This is a genomic window from Pseudocitrobacter sp. CD920760, from assembly GCF_057782505.1.
In genome coordinates this window covers 1,020,040-1,038,193 of the sequence record NZ_CM173490.1, presented here as the reverse complement: position 1 = coordinate 1,038,193, position 18,154 = coordinate 1,020,040, and the positions used below count along the sequence as shown (strand labels likewise).

The 18,154-nt window shown below is 47.9% G+C and carries 13 protein-coding genes; 4 read left to right on the top strand and 9 right to left on the bottom strand.

The window, feature by feature from the left end:
* Positions 1-367: 367 nt before the first annotated feature.
* Entirely contained in the window at positions 368-2,359 is a 1,992-nt protein-coding gene (locus AC1MKH_RS04755) for an ATP-binding protein (protein ID WP_327621935.1), read from the top strand.
* A 363-nt stretch (positions 2,360-2,722) separates the two neighbouring features.
* On the opposite strand, the gene AC1MKH_RS04750 is transcribed toward AC1MKH_RS04755, so the two are convergent.
* From AC1MKH_RS04750 to AC1MKH_RS04735, 4 genes are all read right to left on the bottom strand, one after another.
* A complete protein-coding gene (locus AC1MKH_RS04750; protein WP_276222989.1) occupies positions 2,723-3,919 on the bottom strand; it encodes a tyrosine-type recombinase/integrase in 1,197 nt (398 codons plus the stop codon).
* Between the two features lie 408 nt (positions 3,920-4,327).
* The gene (locus tag AC1MKH_RS04745) at positions 4,328-4,690 is read right to left on the bottom strand and encodes a hypothetical protein (RefSeq protein ID WP_327621934.1); all 363 of its coding nucleotides are present in this window, start codon (positions 4,688-4,690) and stop codon (positions 4,328-4,330) included.
* Positions 4,687-5,226 (bottom strand): lysozyme, encoded by a 540-nt coding sequence (locus tag AC1MKH_RS04740; RefSeq protein ID WP_327621933.1) that lies wholly within the window; start codon positions 5,224-5,226, stop codon positions 4,687-4,689. Before AC1MKH_RS04740 ends, AC1MKH_RS04745 begins: the two co-directional genes overlap by 4 nt.
* Positions 5,207-5,437, bottom strand: coding sequence for a phage holin (locus tag AC1MKH_RS04735; protein WP_059312318.1), 231 nt, complete (start codon positions 5,435-5,437; stop codon positions 5,207-5,209). The genes AC1MKH_RS04740 and AC1MKH_RS04735 overlap by 20 nt, the downstream gene beginning before the upstream one ends.
* A gap of 148 nt (positions 5,438-5,585) precedes the next feature.
* Here AC1MKH_RS04735 and AC1MKH_RS04730 point away from each other — a divergent pair, with 148 nt between their 5' ends.
* The 3 genes from AC1MKH_RS04730 (at position 5,586) to AC1MKH_RS04720 (ending at position 8,178) form a co-directional block, all read left to right on the top strand.
* Entirely contained in the window at positions 5,586-5,948 is a 363-nt protein-coding gene (locus tag AC1MKH_RS04730; RefSeq protein ID WP_327621932.1) for a GtrA family protein, read from the top strand.
* Positions 5,945-6,874: a glycosyltransferase family 2 protein gene (locus AC1MKH_RS04725; protein WP_327621931.1), complete on the top strand. Its 930-nt coding sequence runs from the start codon at positions 5,945-5,947 to the stop codon at positions 6,872-6,874. The genes AC1MKH_RS04730 and AC1MKH_RS04725 overlap by 4 nt, the downstream gene beginning before the upstream one ends.
* A 77-nt stretch (positions 6,875-6,951) precedes the next feature.
* A complete protein-coding gene (locus AC1MKH_RS04720; protein ID WP_488451760.1) occupies positions 6,952-8,178 on the top strand; it encodes a DUF3329 domain-containing protein in 1,227 nt (408 codons plus the stop codon).
* A gap of 32 nt (positions 8,179-8,210) precedes the next feature.
* Here the strand turns inward: AC1MKH_RS04720 and AC1MKH_RS04715 are convergent, their stop codons facing one another.
* The 5 genes from AC1MKH_RS04715 to AC1MKH_RS04695 form a co-directional block, all read right to left on the bottom strand.
* Positions 8,211-10,508, bottom strand: a complete 2,298-nt coding sequence (locus tag AC1MKH_RS04715; RefSeq protein ID WP_327621929.1) for a phage tail fiber domain-containing protein — start codon at positions 10,506-10,508, stop codon at positions 8,211-8,213.
* Positions 10,509-10,529: 21 nt separating this feature from the next.
* Entirely contained in the window at positions 10,530-12,140 is a 1,611-nt protein-coding gene (gene terL, locus AC1MKH_RS04710; RefSeq protein ID WP_327621928.1) for a phage terminase large subunit, read from the bottom strand.
* A complete protein-coding gene (locus tag AC1MKH_RS04705; RefSeq protein WP_023295985.1) occupies positions 12,137-12,478 on the bottom strand; it encodes a hypothetical protein in 342 nt (113 codons plus the stop codon). Before AC1MKH_RS04705 ends, terL begins: the two co-directional genes overlap by 4 nt.
* Positions 12,479-12,542: 64 nt before the next feature.
* A complete protein-coding gene (locus tag AC1MKH_RS04700) occupies positions 12,543-15,434 on the bottom strand; it encodes a hypothetical protein (protein WP_327621927.1) in 2,892 nt (963 codons plus the stop codon).
* On the bottom strand, positions 15,434-18,154 hold the full coding sequence (locus tag AC1MKH_RS04695) for a transglycosylase SLT domain-containing protein (RefSeq protein WP_327621926.1): 2,721 nt from the start codon (positions 18,152-18,154) through the stop codon (positions 15,434-15,436). Before AC1MKH_RS04695 ends, AC1MKH_RS04700 begins: the two co-directional genes overlap by 1 nt.

The following is an 18,154-nucleotide window of genomic DNA, read 5'->3' as shown; positions in this document are numbered from 1 at the left end:
TACTAATGACAAATGGCCTGAATATCACTGCTCTACCGTGCAACACCACAAGAGGATTTGTGCTGTCACGTAACGCTTACGGCACTCCACCGCACCCGACTGCGATTCCCGGAACGATAAAATTTTCATTACAAAATGTGAGGTGCTTTAGCATTGCGTTAATCTTGATGCTGAAAGTTCTGACCATAGGTAAGGTGCGGGTTTTAGGGGATTAGGCGTGATTTTTTTACTGAGATTTCTACGGCACTCTGAACGAGTTTATGGGGGTTGGTTTGATCTAGATAAGATTCTTTAAAAACCTATCTTGATGTTACTAAACTACTCTATAAAATGTAAAATTCAATTCCATCATAGGATGTGAGCGCAAATGGCAAAGCAGATTATTCAGGGCACAACTGAAATCAACAGCTTAGGTATCAAGAATCATTTTGAGTCAGTTGAACCTGTACAGGCGATATTGGAACTCGTATGGAATGGATTTGATGCTGGCGCTAAGAATATTAACATAAACATAGTTTATGACCATTTTGATACAGTAAAAAAACTGACCATTCTTGATGATGGTGATGGGATAAACTTTACTGATTTAGGCAGCAACTTTAATCGATTTAACGATTCATTAAAAAAAACAAGCATTGATCAACACGGATCTAAAGGTCGAGGGCGTTTATCATTTCATAGACTTTGTCATCAGGCTATCTGGTATACTAAACACTTAGGTAGAAATGCCTATATCAAAATTAATGATGAGGATATTAAGGCATATGAAGCTCAAATAGATATCGACGCTGATGAGCAAAACTGTTTATTGAATGCAATGGATAAGGGAACGTGTGTTGAGTTAACATTGTTGCATTCAAGCCTTCCAGATAGACGCGAACTGATTTCTATTTTGTCCAATGAATTCTGTTGTAAATTAGCATTGGATGATGAAAGGAAGATTTTTGTAAATGGTGTTGAAGTTGACATCCCAGAACACGAAATAAAAGAGGTCTCCTTCGAGATTGAAAACAATTATTTCTCTGTGAAAGGGATTCGCTGGGATAAAAAGCCAGCGACGGAAAAATCATTTATTTACTTGACTGATAGTTCAGGAAAGATAGTTCACAAAGAATCTACAACATTCAATAAAAAAAGAGATTTTCATTTGAGTGTGTTTGTTTCATCTATTTGGGCTGATACTTTTAGTGCTAATGGCGATGACATTTTTTCAACAGCTAAAAGTAATCCTGATTCAAAAGCATGGCGGCAGCTAGTTAAAAACATCTTAAAATTCTCCAGAGCTATATATGATGATTTTCTGCGAGTGCAGGTTGAAAAAGCCATACAAAAGCTTGAAGAGGATGGTGCTTTCCCTACATACAATGAATACGATATAACATATGCTAACTGGAAAAGAAATAACATCAAGCAGGTTGTAAGAAGTATTTATATTGCCGATCCTCAGTTTTTGGTATCACTGACTATAAAGCAGAAAAAAATAATCATCAGACTTCTTGATAAGATGCTTGTGTCAAATCAAAATGAAGATTTATTTGATATTCTGGAAAGTGTTTTGGATTTAAGTGATAGTGATCTTTCTAGGTTTGCATCACAATTGAAAAAAACAAAATTAGAAAATATTATAAGTTCAATTGAGGAGTTGCAAAGAAGGCGTTTTGCAGTTGAGAAGTTAAAGCTAATAATGAACGAGCACTATAAAGAAGTACTAGAAACGCCTGACTTACAAAAAATCATTGAAAATAACACATGGTTATTTGGTGAAAGATACGAAACTATAGGTGCTGAGGAAGATACTTTTACTAAGATTGCAAAATCATTGAGGGATAGTGTTTACTCCATAAATAACATAGATGCACAAGATGTGGAAAATGGAGAGGATATTATAGGCGCTAAGAGACAAACGGATTTATTCTTAGCCAGAAGGATGCCAACTTTTGACTCTAACGGCAATAAGATTTTTAGATGCATAATTATTGAAATTAAAAGACCAAGCATAGCCCTTAATGTTAAGCATTTACGTCAACTGGAAGATTATGCTGGGATTATTAAACGGCATCCTGAGTTTTCTAGCCAAAACTTGCACTTTGAATTAATTCTTATAGGTAGGAAGATTTCTAGTCAAGATATAGAGATTCCTACTCGCTTGTCAAACTATGCTGGCCGTGGTGATGTTGGTTTAGTATCTGATGATGCAAATATGAAGCGTTACGTTAAGAATTGGTACACAATATTTGATACGTTTGAATTGACGAATAGTTTCATGCTTGAGAAATTACAAATGGAAAGAGATGTAATTGAAAAAAAATCTAGGGATGAGCTTGTTAAGGAATTACAAGAAGAAAGCGTTGATGTTTAAAACTTAAACATCGATACTACGATTGAATAGGTTTATTTCTTTCCAGTGTATTTTTCATGAAAAAAAGGGTTGCATTGAAATGTAACCCTAAACTACTGAATTGATGTCCTCACAGTAACGACTCATAGTTTTCCTTCCTATATTTTGGAATCTATTATTTCTTTGGTTTAAGATCCATTATGCAGGTCATCATTACTTAACACTTCGAGTAATCAGGAACCTCCACCTTTGGTATTAATTAGACCGCCAGACGTAAATGTAAATTAGCAAAAACAGTTCTAGTGCATAGCTCCTCCAAAACGGAGGAGCTATGCTTGAGTTTTCACGCTATCTACCAATAAATGGCTAAATTCGGAGCTAGTATCATAAGGCTATGATAAGTTTATTTTTGCCAATGTTATTAATATAGTCGGCATACCACTGCATCATCTCCCTCCGCCCTTCCAGATACAACGCATGGTTGTACGTCCCACGGATCGCATTCTTATCGACATGCGCAAGTTGGGTTTCAATCCATGCCGTATTGAACCCTTCTTCATGCAAAATCGTACTCATCGTGTGGCGGAAACCATGCCCCGTTACCTTCCCCGTATATCCAATCCGCTTGAACACCTGATTTATACTCGCTTCGCTCATCGTTTTACGGGGGTCATTCCTTCCAGGAAACACAAGAGGATATTGCCCAGACATCACTTTAAGCTGCTGTACGATCTCCAGCGCTTGGGTAGAGAGGGGGACAAGGTGAGGCCGTTTCATCTTCATTCGCTCGGCAGGAATTTCCCACACCGCCTTCTCAAGATCAAACTCACTCCAGAAAGCACCTCGAAGCTCACCGGTGCGAACTCCCGTAAGGATCAGCAAACGTGCTGCAAGAACAACCATCGGGCTGCCTGTATAGCCAGAAAGAGCTTTAAAGAAGTCTGGTAACTCCTCAACGGTAAGGAAGGGATAATGCTTCGATTCATGCCCTGACATCGCGCTGGTTAGATCCGCAGCCGGATTGTATTCCGCACGGCCAGTAACGATGGCGTAGCGAAAGACTTCGCTGCAGCGCTGGCGAACCTTCTTGGCCTTCTCTGTCGCACCACGGCTTTCCATTCGACGCAATACATTCAGCAGAACAAGAGGCTTAATTTCGTTGACTGGCTGCTGACCGATATAGGGGAAAATATCTTTATTGAAGGCTTCGATAATGTCAGAGGCATAGCCTTCTGACCACCGGCCCACTTTCGTTCCGTGCCACTCAAGCGCCACAGACTGGAACGTATTATTAAGTTGCACATCCCGAACCAGCTTTTCTTCTTTCTTGGCGAAAGACGGATCGATGCCCTCGGCCAGCTTCTTCTTGGCTTCATCACGTAATGCCCTCGCTTGTGCAAGGGACACTGTCGGATAGACACCAAAAGCCATACGCTTCTCTTTTCCATTGAAGCGATATTTCATCCGCCAGTATCGTGAACCAGAGGGAACGACTTCAAGATACAAACCAGCACCATCTGCCAGTTTGTAGGCTTTCTCTCTGGGTTTAGCAGCGTCTACCTGTCGGGCATTAAGCTTCATTGGGGGCATCTCCCTGGACCGAACACAGAATGCCCCCACTTATGCCCCCAACTGTGACTTGATTCTGGTTGAGTACAGTTGATAACAGGAGATAAGATACGGGCTAGGAACCGCAGTATACGGGCTTTTAGTTGAGTTCGGTAGACCTGGGAGGAGTTTGAAATGGTGCCGATAATAGGAGTAAAACACAGCAAATAACAATCTGTTTTTGCTGTGTTTTATTTTTAAAAATGCTCTAGATACCCGAATTGATACCCGTTTTTATTTCGCTCCCGATTAAGGAACAAAACAGGCTATTCAGTAGCCCTGTACCAAGCTTGCCAACGATATTTATCCAGCCGTAACTGGCGCAGGCATTCCGCTGTTTCGATGTCCGCTTGCAGATCTTCGTCGCTGTCTGTCCCAGCTTTACTCGCTCCCTTGCACGGCTCCTGCATCAAATCCGCTGATGGAGTTGGCCGCATCGAGGGCTCGTTGGCGCAGCTGCACAGCGTGATCGTCAAAATTGCACTTAATATGATTCGGGTCGTTAACATATTTCACCACGTCTCGGTAAATGGTCCGGTAAATCACTTTTCCTTCTGCGCTGGCCGCTGCTGCTTTTTGCTCGCCGGTAGCGACGGCTTTCTCCACCTTTTTGTCCTTCGCTGTATGCTCGCTGTTTACCTTGTCGCTGTGCGCATACCAACCTTTAAGGTAACCGGCATAATACGTACCAGCAAAGAGCGCCAGCAGAACGGCCAGCAATAGCAGCTTTGATTTAATAGTCACAGGTCTATCCCCCAGCACGTGAGGGCGCTTTCCTGATCCCGGCGCTCAACCTGACCATAGCAACCGTTCTTCTGACCTTTGGTTAGTCTGCAATCGCGGCCGCCGTCTTTAATCCACCAGCGGATCGCTTCGCATGCACCTTTACGGTCGCCAGCATTGATACGCTTATAGAACGTCGAGGGGAAACATTTACCGGGGCCGATGTTATACGGGCAGAACGAAGCAATACCCGCTTTCTGTGGAGCACTTAGGGGAACGTGAATATTACGTTCAACCCACGCAAGCGCCTTATCCCGTTCGATGGCGTTTACCTGGTCACATTTCGCCTGAGTCAGTTTCATGCCCTGAACCACCGGTTTACCATCCACCATCGTAGCGCCACGGCAAATAGTCCAGACCCCGCCGCCGTCTTTGTACGCCGTCAGACTGTTCCCCTCTTTCTCAGTCAGAAACTGATCGAGGATTTGCGGTGCAGAAGCGCCTGCAATGATCAGCCCCAGAACGGCAGCGCTTAGCTTAGTTTTGCTGGTAGCCATTGTCCCTAGCCTCTTTTCGACGGTCGTCTTTGATTTTGAAATAGAGATTTGTCAGGTAGGTGAGCAGACCCAATAAGAGACTGCCGAGTACCCCAATAGCAGCCCACTGGCTCGGGCTCACTTTATCGAGGAGTTGCAGCAGCCAGTAACCAAAGCTGCCAATAGATGTGCCGTACGACAGACCCGCCGCTGCGTCTGAAAGGTTGTTCATCCTCATACCTTACCCCCAGAGGGAATTGAGTTTAGTTCAGAGAGGGTAAGGCTGATTTGCGGTCGGAATCCTGACCGTATACAGGTGGTCGATCCGGAGTTGTTGAGGTGCTAAACTTCTGCCTTCTCAGAATTGACTGATTTTTCTAATGTTAAAACTTTTTGCTAAGTACACATCGATTGGCCTACTCAACACGCTCATTCACTGGGTTGTGTTTGGTGTTTGCATTTATGGGTTGTCCACAAGTCAGGCATTGGCGAACTTTGCGGGGTTCGTGGTAGCCGTCAGCTTTAGTTTCTACGCTAACGCACGCTTCACTTTTAAAGCATCCACTTCCACGCTGCGTTACATGCTTTACGTTGGATTTATGGGAACGCTGAGTGCTGCTGTAGGTTGGGCTGCTGACAGGTGTGGCTTGCCGCCAATCGTCACACTGGTGGCGTTCTCTGCTATCAGTCTTGTATGTGGCTTTTTCTATTCTAAGTTCATTGTCTTTAGGGAAGCGAAATGAAAATTTCTCTGGTCGTTCCCGTCTTCAACGAAGAAGACGCGATACCCATTTTTTATAAAACGGTTCGGGAATTTGAAGGACTCAGGCAGCATGAAGTAGAAATCGTCTTCATCAACGACGGCAGCAAAGACGCTACAGAATCCATCATTAACGCGCTTGCTATTGCCGATCCGCTTGTGGTTCCGCTGTCATTCACCCGCAACTTTGGTAAAGAGCCTGCCTTGTTCGCTGGTCTGGACCACGCTACCGGTGATGCGGTTATTCCGATTGACGTTGACCTGCAAGACCCTATTGAAGTTATTCCTAACCTGATTGAGAAATGGCAGTCCGGCGCAGATATGGTGCTGGCTAAGCGCTCTGATCGCTCTACTGACAGTCGGCTGAAGCGTAAATCTGCTGAGTGGTTCTATAAACTTCACAACAAAATCAGCAACCCGCAGATCGAAGAAAACGTTGGCGATTTCCGGCTCATGTCTCGCGAAGTGGTGGAAAATATTAAACTCATGCCAGAACGAAACCTCTTCATGAAGGGCGTGCTGAGCTGGGTTGGCGGCAGGACCGATGTTGTTGAATATGCGCGCGCAGAACGCGTAGCAGGTAGTACCAAATTCAACGGCTGGAAGCTATGGAACCTTGCTCTTGAGGGTATAACAAGCTTCTCAACTTTCCCGCTGCGCATGTGGACCTACATCGGTCTTTTTGTTGCCGGGGCAGCCTTCCTGTATGGTTCATGGATGATTATAGACACCCTTGCTTTTGGAAACGCTGTGAGAGGATATCCATCCCTCCTTGTATCCATACTTTTCCTTGGCGGAATTCAATTAATAGGAATTGGTGTTCTGGGGGAATACATCGGAAGAATTTATGTCGAGGTTAAAAAGAGGCCAAGATATATTGTAAAAAACAATACTGGAAATAAGAAATGAGAATGTTTATTAAGTCTAATATTCATAACATTGTTTGCGCGTGGGTTGTTTTTATTCTTATATTCGCGTTGAATTATATGACTGGCTATACATCTGATGATTATGCCTACAGGTTTGTATTCCAACCAATGCCTGATGACTCAGTTGAGAAAATAGATGGAATTGCGTCTATCATTAAATCACAGATTCATCACTATAATATCTGGAATGGTCGCTTCCTGGCTCACTCAGTTGTTCAATTTTTTATGCAGTTTGATAAAATTCTGTTCAACATTTTCAACTCAATCGCTTTCGTATCTCTTGGGTTTATAATCAAAAGTATCATATCGGAGCATTCGAAGGTGCATTCAAAAACCACAGTCTACATTCTATTTGGCATGATGTGGCTATTGATACCAGATTTTGGAAAAACAGTGCTGTGGGTGTCTGGCGCTGGTAACTACCTGTGGATGTCATTATTTTATTCATTATTTATATTATTTATCATTAAAGACAAACCCACAAATTCAATAACTGTACTCCTGGCAATCACTATCGGTTTTCTTGCGGGGGCAACTAACGAAAATTCTGGTCCAGCTGCAATGCTTATTGCTTCTATCATAATAATCTATGATTATTTTCAGTTTAGAGCGGTTAAGTTATGGAAAATAGTTAGTTTAATATTTTCATGCATTGGATCATATCTAATAATATCTGCTCCCGGATCAAAAAGAATGGGTGGGGTAGATATGTCAATGGATGTTTTAATAAAACATTTCATAAATGTCTTTAATGCTGATGTATCATTATTTTTTGTTGGTTACATCTGCTTAATCTCATTTGTAGCGTACGCCATAACTTGTAATAAACTAAGCGTAAAAAATTGGTTTTTCATTACAACATTGATGCTTGGGCACTTTTCAGCACTTTATAGCATGGTGTTATCACCTTATTTTGTTACCAGGGCGGCGTTTGGCTCATCCGTGTTTCTGATAATAACAATCTCATATGTTTATAATTTAATTAGCAACTCCAGTGTTTACAGAAACATTTCACTGATTTCCGTTTCTTTAATTTCCATTATAGTTTATCTAGGCGCTTTCAAGGACATCAGAAGAAGTTATTTTGAGGTAAGAGAGAACAACAAGGTACTTTCAACAAAGACAAGCAATGATGATGTTTCATTAAAAATATTAACAAAGCCTGTCTCATCGTATAATGCATATAATGGAACGGCGAATATTACCCCATACAAACATGCTTGGTTCAATCAGTGGATGGCAAAATATTACAACGTAAAATCCATCACTGGTTACAATAGATAAATAAGGTCCCGCCAAATTAATGGCGGGATTTTTTATATAACATATTCTCCCTGAATAAACAAAGCGCCGGAAGTCGGGATGGTTGTATTGCTGGCGTCAGCTGCTCCTGAAATACGTACCCGATTAGTTGCTAGCACAGACCTGGCATAAACAACCTTTGCCGCCGCTGGAAGTGATGCATGGAAAGTACACTCTTTAGCAAAGTTTTTAGGGAAACCATAGACTTGCATGTCAGAACCACTCCCACCTGTCCATGCAGCATAGTAGTTGAACCAAACAGATCCACCCTTGAACTTATAGCTAAATTCATTGGCAGTGAATGTTACAGCGTTAGTAGTCGCGCTACCATTTGCAATTCCTAAAGTACCAGTGAAAATGTTATCGCTGTACAATTTGCCGTTTACAGTGGCAAACCCGTAACCAGTCGAGCTAATAAGCGAAGCGGGTATATCCACAGGACCGTCTACCGACATTTCAGAAGTACCATCTACGTTGAATAGTGATAATGCGGAACCTATGTTCGTAAGCCTGCCGAAGCTCACGCCGACGATATTAATTTTACTTCTGTCGGTAGCGAAAAATACGTTACCCCCTGAAGCTGTGTTGTTGTACGCGAAGACTAAGCTGTTAACTGTCACTCTACTATTGTTAAATCGGATACACGAGAACAGTGTGTTTATCAGGTTTTCAAGCCCAAAAGCGTTTATGACGATACCGTCGCACCCCGTAAACTCTAGCGCTCTGTTATTTCCTTTTTCGGAGTAACAGGAATTTAAAGTAGTGTATTGTTGGTTAGTTAATTTAAACCCGGTCTGAAACCCGGAAGACCCTACAACGTCAAGCGTAAGAGACGTGCCGCCGTTTGTGTACGAACTAATCCCTGCGGCTGGTTCGCCCCATACTCCTACCGACCCAGCAACTGGGGCTACTGATGTATCTATGCCGAGATAGATTGTCTGTGAGATGCTTCCACCCCAATTATTAATCCATCGGATGCCGTAGTTAACCTTTTCATGCCGACAGTTCTTTATATTAACCTTACTCATATACGGTCCGTACACGCCGTACAGGCCAGTTGCGGATATGCTGGCGTCATTTCTGAACTGAAAGCCATCAATAGTGGCATAATAACAAGGGTTGCCGTTAGTGCCGATAACAAGAACATGTGCTCGGATCGTGCTGAATTGGATAACAGGGTCATCTACAATCGGCGGTGTAACGTCTGGAACTTCTGTAGCTGATACCGTACCACCCCCGTAGATAATTTTACAAACCCATGATGAGTTAGGTGTCCTCAATGTCATACCAGTGGTTAACAGCACGGGCTTACTGCAATAGTATGCGGATTTACCGGCAACAAATTCAATTGACAGGTCGAACAGGTGAGCGCGCTTAATCTGGTACGCCTTATAGAACGCAGGCCATGAGTCCTCGGTCGCAGTTTGACCTAATGACACGCCTTTCCCACCAAGCTGCTCAATAGAGATAGTCCCGTTGTGTTGCAAAATAGCATACAGGCCATTAGTACACAGATAAGCCAGCTCAGGAATTTCCCCTTGCGTTGAGCTAATCAGATAGCGAGCGCCACCGCCATCGCCTGATGAGTAATAACCCTCCGTTTCATATACATAACCAACTTGAACATTGAATGTTAATAATTGCTGAAGCGAATTTGACCTGCCAATTAACCATGCACCTGTTGGTTTGGCGAGCTCTATCAAAACATCTGATGCAGAACCAGATGGAGGTAATACCGTGATAGGATTGCCCGCCTCGTTGAACGCCAGCAGCCTGTTAGCTCGCTGGTCAGCAGCAGGAAGAGCATTGACGTAGTTCTCCGGCACTCGCAATGTCCGAACAAGGCTAACATTGTCTACATAGTTCTTTGTAGCAGCGTCCTGTTGGTTTATCGGATCGGCCAGATTTGAAATCCGATACCCCTCGGCGTTAAATGGGCCACCAAAAAGTGGACGGCGTAGTGCCAGACCGAGATAGATAAACGAACGCTGGATAGCCATCCAGAGACGGTCAAAATCTTTATTAACGGTATCAGCCAGCAGATCACCGTTGTCCTGATAATCTGTTAAACGGTATGTAGGGACTACGCGCTCAAGCATAACCACCGAACCGTTAGCCGGCGGGGTTAAAAACGTAACATCGCCTCCTCCAACATTACCCACACCAGAGACACTATATCCGGTTGTGAGTACGTCACCGTTAAGCGATACCTGAATATCGCCAGAATTGATAATGTAAAATTCGAAAGGGAAAACAGTCGTCAGACCGTTCGCGTTATAAATGATATATGGTGTCTGGTTAGGTACCGACATGATGCGAAACCTCTGGCATTGTTAGTAATCGACTTCGACTTCATGGTCTCCGTCACTTAACTGCCAATATTCGCGCGCCTGCCCGGTCGGAATCCCGACCACTTTACCTATACGCACAGGTGTTGCGCTAACGGCGCCCGCTCCGGAATCAATGAAATCGTCAGGCTGGGTGGTCAGCGCCGGGTTGAAATCACGCATCTGGTCATACATAGGCCCGTCCAGTACGTCGGAATGTGCCCACAGAAAACGCGAAGACAGTGGAGCTTCGAACGCGTCGAGGATACGTTTCTGCTTGTTAGTAACGCTGAATTCTTCCCTGACACCGCAGCCAGTGCCTTTAAGTGCCTGACGTAACAGTTTGCCCGCGAAGCTGCCAGGGCCATTTACCTCCACGCAGACAACAGGGATCTGATATTTGATTACCAGTTCTTTAATCTGTGCGACCTGCCCACCAGTGATTTTGTCGTTATCGTCAAATTCTGCCAGCTCTCCTGCAAGCTCCTGGCAGATGTGCCAGTACAAGTGTCCTCTGGCATCCGTCAGCATCAGCGAGAACGCCGAAGCATCAGCCTTAACTTTTCCTGTGGCCACATCCCACCAGGCAACAGCACCAACAATTTGCACGTTACCCAGCCAGAGCGAGGCCGTACGGTTCGCATAACGGATCTGTGGCTGAATGTTGTATTCACGGATGCGGTCAGGATCGAGACGAACATCGCCAACGGGTTTACTGTGCAGCTGATACTGGCTATCCCACTCGTTGACTGTACGACATTCTTTTCGACGCAGCTCTAACTCGTCATGATCGAAGCGTTCAGGCCAGGCACATCCGGCGTAGAAATCAATAACCGTCTCTGGCGCCGCAGCAAACTCCAAGCCGTCGGCGGTCAGCTTATAGTCAACGTCTTCGACCAGCAGGCGGGCCGCCTTATGGATACCTGCAAAAACGTACTCAGGCCGGAACGGAATAACGTAACACAGCTGTGTGGCGTCTTTCGCCTCAATGCGCTTTTCTTTCTCAAACAGTTTAATGGTCAGACAGTCAGCGCCCGCTGATTCCATTTCATCGTAGAGGCTGTCATGTGTGTGAGGAGTACCGATAAAGAGTTTGCGCCCGCCGGGGATCAGGATGTGGGTCTGCTCGCTCAGGCGATAACGCAGTTTCTCGCGAGCTTCCGGCGTCTGGATATTGCCGGGGACTTCCACGTCGTCATTCTGGCACTCGTTAGCGCGGGCACCAGTGACGTTCGACAGGATACCTTTTGCGAACATACTGGCGTTACGCATATCCAGCGACCCGTTAACCCACCACTGCTCAACCGTTCCCAGCCCGTCAGGCAACATGCCTTTAGTCAGGGGGTGGTTGCGTAAAACGTTCTGCGTATCGCGGCTGGTTTTGCGCGCTGTGGAGTCCGATTCCGACTGGTGCAGAATACGGTACTGGCGATCGCAGTAGTATCGCCAGGCATTATAGACGCCCAAAATAGTAGATTTACCGAACCCACGAAAACAGCGAAGCACCGCGAGATTTCCGCGATGCTCCAGCCAGTGACAGGCGCGATAGTGGCAGTCAGGAACGTCCCAGTTCATCCGCTCCGCCCACATTAAAAAGAAGGCGAGGAACGAAATCATTTTTTCCCTTTCTGCAGGCGCTCAATAATCGCCGCGGCCTCGCGCTCAGCTTTCGACACCTGCTGGCCCAGCGCAAAGGCTTCATCATCCTGCCCTGGATTATCAGAAGGAGTGCCGCCGCGCGTCTGCATACCTATAAGAGAATGCACCTTGATCAGCAACGTCAACGACGCAGCTGCATTCTTCTTATCCCAGTAGCGGTCGCCGCGTTCGTCTTTGGTCAGTTCGCTCGGTTTCTTCCCCGCCCCCGGCCAGTTATCCGGATCGGCTTCTTCGAGCACCACATCGGTAAGTTTATCGCTGAGCGCGGTAAGGCGTGTTTTGTAATCCTGATGCATAAAAAAGCCCCGTAGTGAATACAGGGCTATGATGGCGCGGGTTCAAGGTCGGAATCCCGACCGATTACCGCATGCCAGGGTCAACCTGATTTATCAGTGGGGCAATCCAGAAAAGGTTGTTACCTGGCAGAAGCGTACGCACGTTATGCAGCACCCGATCACCGGCATCGCCATTCAGAACACCAGCGGTTACGTCAGTAACGGTATCCAGCAGGCCGAACGTCGGGCCTAGTGCGGAACCGATAAAACCACGACTGGCATAACGTGACTGAGTGCCTGTGCCAAGCAGCGCACCCAGCCCGACCATACCGCCGGATGCTTTTTCCGCCATATTGTTGTATTCCATCAGCGGGCCAAGAATGCCGGAGCGGTCAACGCCCTCTATCACCAGTTTCTCAGGCGACCAGTCCACTTCACGCCCGTTAGCGGTTTCTTTAAGTGCATACGTCAGCGAGCCCAGGCCAATCTGGAATGCAGTACCATAATAAAACTGCGCAGTCCCTTCCTGTAACCCGCCCAGCGTTGCACGGTTATAAGACGCCGTAGCAAACGATTTGAACTGGAATACCGTTTTGCCGAGGGGGGTGCTGGCCCACAGAGGCGTATCGCCAATGCCGGGGGTGATAACAGTATTGTTAACGTCTTTCAGTACAGCAGACTGAAACACGCCAGCGACATGCTGATCGTCCCATTTGTCAAAATTACCAATATGCCAGCCGTCAATCACCTCGCCGTGCTTCTGAAATTCAGTGCGGATACGTGCGGCCATATTGTCGTTAATGCCGAGCTTCGCCAGGCGACGGCCTGCGAACGTACCGGAAAGAATACCGTCAGACGTGATCATTCCGTTAACCGATTTGTTCATATCGTCGAAATGCCCCATCAGCGTGAGCTTGCCGAACACATCGGTAACGCGCTCCATACCGGCTTCCACCGCTGTGGTACGCGATGAACTGTCCACCAGGTCCCCCATCGTACGTGCACGAGTGTGCAGGATGGTTTCTAACGCTACCCCCATTTTCTTCTGCTCTGTCCGGCTGGCGGCCCATGCTGGAGACTTGCTTATCATCGCCCCGTAGCCGCGGGTAATATTTTTGAAGCCATTAACCATCACACCACGTGCCAAATCGGGGATTGATGAAACCGTCATCCCCCCCAGTTTGGTGACGAAATTAGCACTACGCAGGAACGCACCGGCGCGAACAAAAAACGACGACGGGTCGTCAGGCATGCCGTACGTGCCAACAAGGCGGTCACGCAGCGCGGTAATATCGCGCAGATCGTTATCGCGGGCTTTTGCCAGTTTTGCCTGGTCTTTGGGGCGGGAACGCATCAACGCGTCGTATTCGTCCTGAATATCCTTGAGCTGCTTTTCCATGGTCTTATTGCCAAAAGTGCGGGTCAGTTCAACCTCCGCGGATGCCTCGCGAATGTGGCGCTGTAAAACATAGTTCGCGTCACTCTCCAGATAATCTTTCATCAGACGGTCTGGCACGCTGAGCGTACGGCCTTTGGTGCTGCCTGCGGATTTGACCATAAATACATTAGCGAAATCCTGCGGTATTTTTGCGCCAACAATTTTATTAATAGTGGCGTCTGCCGTTATTTCAGCCTCTTCGCGGGACATCGTTTTTTCGCCGCGCGACCACCAGTCGACCAGCATATCGCGAAATTTATCGCGCTCGTTGACGATTTTCCCGACCTTATACACGCGCGGGAAATAGCTGGTCTGCCCGATGGCCTTCAGCTCTTCATCCGGGGGCAATAGCCCAAGTTTTTGCTGCGCCACCTTCACACGGTTAACGACGGTACGCATGGCTTGCGCTGTCTCCTGAACTACCGTGTTAGCATGCACATCACCGCTGCGCATGGCGTTACCAACCTCTTCGCGGAACGACGCAAAACTCAGATCACCGCCATCAGCCTTATATTTTGCATACGCCTGTTTGTTGGTCACGACTACCGCTGCTTCTTCACGGCGCCAGCCACGAACGCGAGTTTCCGCTGCAATGGGCGTTTCAATACCACGCGCATTCCCCTGGAGCGTGAAGTTATTCTCTGCCAGCTCCAGCGCTGTACGGCGTGCTGTTTTTGAAGGGGATTCTATCAGTCGGGTGATCGGCGTCAGGTAGCTGCCTGCCTTGCGCGCAGCCTTGCCGAGTGGCCCTCCCGCAACCGGGGTTAAATCTTCGAGTGTCGCTTCGCTGATCCGCGCTGCACCAATACTCCCCCCATCAGGAAGCGAGGCTGCTGCGGTATCCACCGGCGATGTTACGCTCATATTATCAAGCGCCTCCGCCACTTCCCGCGTGGCCGCAGTGCGAACAGAGGGTGAGAGCGCCGCGCCAGCAGCGGCAAATACGCCACTCATCAACGCACCAGCTGCGACGTGGGAAGCGCTTTCGCCCCACGTGCGGGTGATCTGCTGGTTATTGAGCGCAACTTCGCTTAACGCTGTACCTGCCGCACCGATCGCTACCTGTGATGCAATACGCGCCGCCGCACCGCCCTGAGCACCGGGGATAAACATCGATGCGACGGTTACCGGGTCGACAACGCCAGCGGCAATACTGGCTAACACTCCCTCGCCGCCAGCTTCAGAAAGTACGCGTCGGTCTTCGTTTTCATCGTCAATCTGCTGTTTTAGCCAGGCTGTTTCTTCCGGCGAGCGGGAATCCGCAAACGCAGATCCCCATTGTTCGTATCCGTGCAGCTCGTTTTTATCCGCATATGGGTTATACCCTTCTACCTGTTCAAACTGTTTAGCCGGGCGGAACATTCCGCCCAGCAGGTTATTCTGGCGGAATGCAGCACCCCACACCGACGGCTCTTCCAGCTGGGGTGCCGGGTTGGTACCTTCTGGAAGGGAGACATCAAAGCCCGTCGGTTCGGTCAGCACATTGCCAGCCGGGGTGAATCCGTTATTCAATTCTTCAGGAGTGGCGTATACCGGCATTATTCAGTGCTCCACGAAAAGTAATTTTTTACACTGTCCATGCGCTCGTTATGCAGGCGTTTGTACTGCTCATCCAGCGCGCGGTGTTTATCTTTGAAGCCGCGTATATCCTGTCCTCGCGTAAGCTCATCCTGTGCACGCGCCTCCCGCTCCTGCTGCATTTTCTTATAAGGTTCCCAGTCCTCAAGCGACGGCTTCCAGCGCACCGGCCGCCCGTACTTGTCATAGAACGGCTGCACGGACTCGATACCATCCTTATCCTTCATTCGCACCATAATGGCGTAATCCCCCTGGCGAGCAGTAAGAACGTCAGGCGTAATTTCCAGATCACCACCGATACGGCTTGCAGGCGTTTTCGTATCAACAAACGGCGCATTACCCGAGGTGATACCGAGTTGTGTCGGACTGGTAGTTATCGTTTCTTTGCGGTCACCGTACATCAGTTGCTCTTTTTCGGTTTTCCACTGTGCAGCCTGCCAGCCGGACGGGCCGTAGTTATAGAGTGCCTCCGGTGCGTACTTCATGAATTTTGCACCACCGTTCACTTCGCTGATGCTCCAGGTGCGGGCGACCTGCTGATTGGTCATTTTCTTTGCCGCGTCGGCATTACCACCTGTAGTACGGAAATTAATGTCATACAGCGCCTGATAGTCATTACGAAAACGTGCCGCCTCAGGCGTCTGATCGTCAGCAGATGGGTCAAACCGGAACCACTGCGACATGCTGCTTACGGCGGAATCCATCGCCTTACTGCGGTCTTTTTTATACTCCTTAGTGCTTTGTGTTGATGCCAGCTGCGCTTTGAGCGCATCGGTCTGGTTGTAGGTCAGGTTCTGCGCCTGCTCGATAGCCGCATCAGACGCCATACCGGAATCGGTCAGCTGTTTGACCGTCAGGTAAAAACCCTGCATATCCTTCGACATATCGCCGACAGACGCGGGGTCTGTATCGTACAGGCGATTAAACAACTCAGCGCCCTGCCGTACCGCTTCCGGGCTGCGGGCGCGGGAAATTGCCGAAAGCTGCGTTGTCACCTGCGACGGAATAATGCCCGTCTGCGCTACCTGCTGCACAATTCCGTCATGTGTTCCTGCGTCATTAATACGGAAATTCTGAGCGGTATCGGTAGCATCGGCGGCTTTCTGCATTGATTTATTTGACGGGTCGAGTTTCTCCCCAGTTGACAGAGCCTCGTTAAAACGACGGGCATCACGCTGCGCCTGAATTGCCACATTGTTTTTTTGTACAAGCGCACCCAGCTTACCGTAAGCATCAAGTTTCAGTGCGTAATCTGGATCGTTGGCCTCCGGCTTTACTTTGGCGAGTTCTGCCTGCTGCTCTGCGGGGGATACGTACTGAATGGCCTGGAAAGTACGCGCATTATCAATGGCTATGTCCAGTTGCTTTACGGCTTTTTCCCCCTGCTCCCCATAAGCAAACATAATCGACGCCTTATCTGGCATCGCGTCAGGCACTTCACCGTTATACAGCTGTGCCATAGTATTATTGAGGATAGGATCGATTTGCTGGCGCAAAGCTGTACGCTGTTCACGGATCTGACTTTCGGCGATATTGTCGATTTTGTTGACAGATACCGGGTCTAACCCCGTTTTATTTTTACGGTACTGTGACAGCCACCCGCGAGTTTCCGCCGGGAGTTTGCTGATAAACGCCGCTTCTGTGATTTCCCCCTTACGCGGGTCACCCACTTTGGCGATCAACTTATCAACATTACCCATTCCCCAGTTATAAGCAGCACCAGCCAGCGTTTCGGAACCATATTTGCCGTACAGTTGGTTAGCGTAATCGCTCGCGAGTAGCGCATTCTGATCTTCATCCGCCGGGTTGTATTCAACGCCGCGTTTAGCCGCCAGCGCTTTGCCTGTGCTCGGCATTAACTGGTACTTACCCTGAGCACGCTCACCGGATTTTGTTACGGGGCCTTCGACCAGACTGCCGTCAGCTTTAAAATGCTTCCCCCCAGATTCCACAATACCGATTGCGCGCATATCAAGCCCGGCACTATCTTTAATCGGGAAGTCACCATTAAGCCAGCCCTGCGGATTGGTTACCGCATAGTTCTGGGCGCGCTGTTCTGTTGCTCGCTGATCAGCCTCCGATATCGCCTGTAGAATTTGTTCGGAAGACCATCCCTGCGCCTGACCGTAAAGCTCAATGGAGTGCTTACGTGCCCCCCGAATTAGCGCCGCTGCCTGCGAATCGTCAAATGCACCGGCTTCCTGCTCGACTGATGATTTCACCGTTGCGTCAAGCTGCTGACGCTGTGCCTGTTCGGTTTGACTACGCTCAAAGCTGTTATAAGTGCTGGTTCGTCGAATCTGCCCGGCTTTCCATTGCGCATCAAAATACTGCAACTGGCTGGCAGGAACGCGTTTGCGAGCTTCTTCATAGTCGGAAGAATCCAGCTTATCCATATCAAGACCGACGCCGGAAGACTTGAACCCCTGACGGGTCGTAAGTGCGCCGGTCTCCGGGTTTTCCCAGCGGTCGCTGGACTTTGAGTCCAGGTCAAGAAGAATGGCCTGTGTCGCCGCCACATCCGCTTTATCCTGCACGCGCTGCACATCTTCAGCAGTCTGTCCAATGGCAGCGCCAAGCCCTGCGATCGCATTGCCGATTGCGCCAGCGTTCCCCACGCTGACACGGGTAGGATTCACCTGCGGCGTAACGTTGCCAAAATTACCTGTTGGTATTCTCAC

Bases quoted from the DNA above. Each gene is read 5' to 3' on its own strand.
- AC1MKH_RS04755 (WP_327621935.1), top strand. From the start codon at position 368: ATGGCAAAGCAGATTATTCAGGGCACAACTGAAATCAACAGCTTAGGT.
- AC1MKH_RS04750 (WP_276222989.1), bottom strand. From the start codon at position 3,919: ATGAAGCTTAATGCCCGACAGGTAGACGCTGCTAAACCCAGAGAGAAA.
- AC1MKH_RS04740 (WP_327621933.1), bottom strand. From the start codon at position 5,226: ATGGCTACCAGCAAAACTAAGCTAAGCGCTGCCGTTCTGGGGCTGATC.
- AC1MKH_RS04735 (WP_059312318.1), bottom strand. From the start codon at position 5,437: ATGAACAACCTTTCAGACGCAGCGGCGGGTCTGTCGTACGGCACATCT.
- AC1MKH_RS04730 (WP_327621932.1), top strand. From the start codon at position 5,586: ATGTTAAAACTTTTTGCTAAGTACACATCGATTGGCCTACTCAACACG.
- AC1MKH_RS04725 (WP_327621931.1), top strand. From the start codon at position 5,945: ATGAAAATTTCTCTGGTCGTTCCCGTCTTCAACGAAGAAGACGCGATA.
- AC1MKH_RS04720 (WP_488451760.1), top strand. From the start codon at position 6,952: ATGACTGGCTATACATCTGATGATTATGCCTACAGGTTTGTATTCCAA.
- AC1MKH_RS04715 (WP_327621929.1), bottom strand. From the start codon at position 10,508: ATGTCGGTACCTAACCAGACACCATATATCATTTATAACGCGAACGGT.
- terL (WP_327621928.1), bottom strand. From the start codon at position 12,140: ATGATTTCGTTCCTCGCCTTCTTTTTAATGTGGGCGGAGCGGATGAAC.
- AC1MKH_RS04705 (WP_023295985.1), bottom strand. From the start codon at position 12,478: ATGCATCAGGATTACAAAACACGCCTTACCGCGCTCAGCGATAAACTT.
- AC1MKH_RS04700 (WP_327621927.1), bottom strand. From the start codon at position 15,434: ATGCCGGTATACGCCACTCCTGAAGAATTGAATAACGGATTCACCCCG.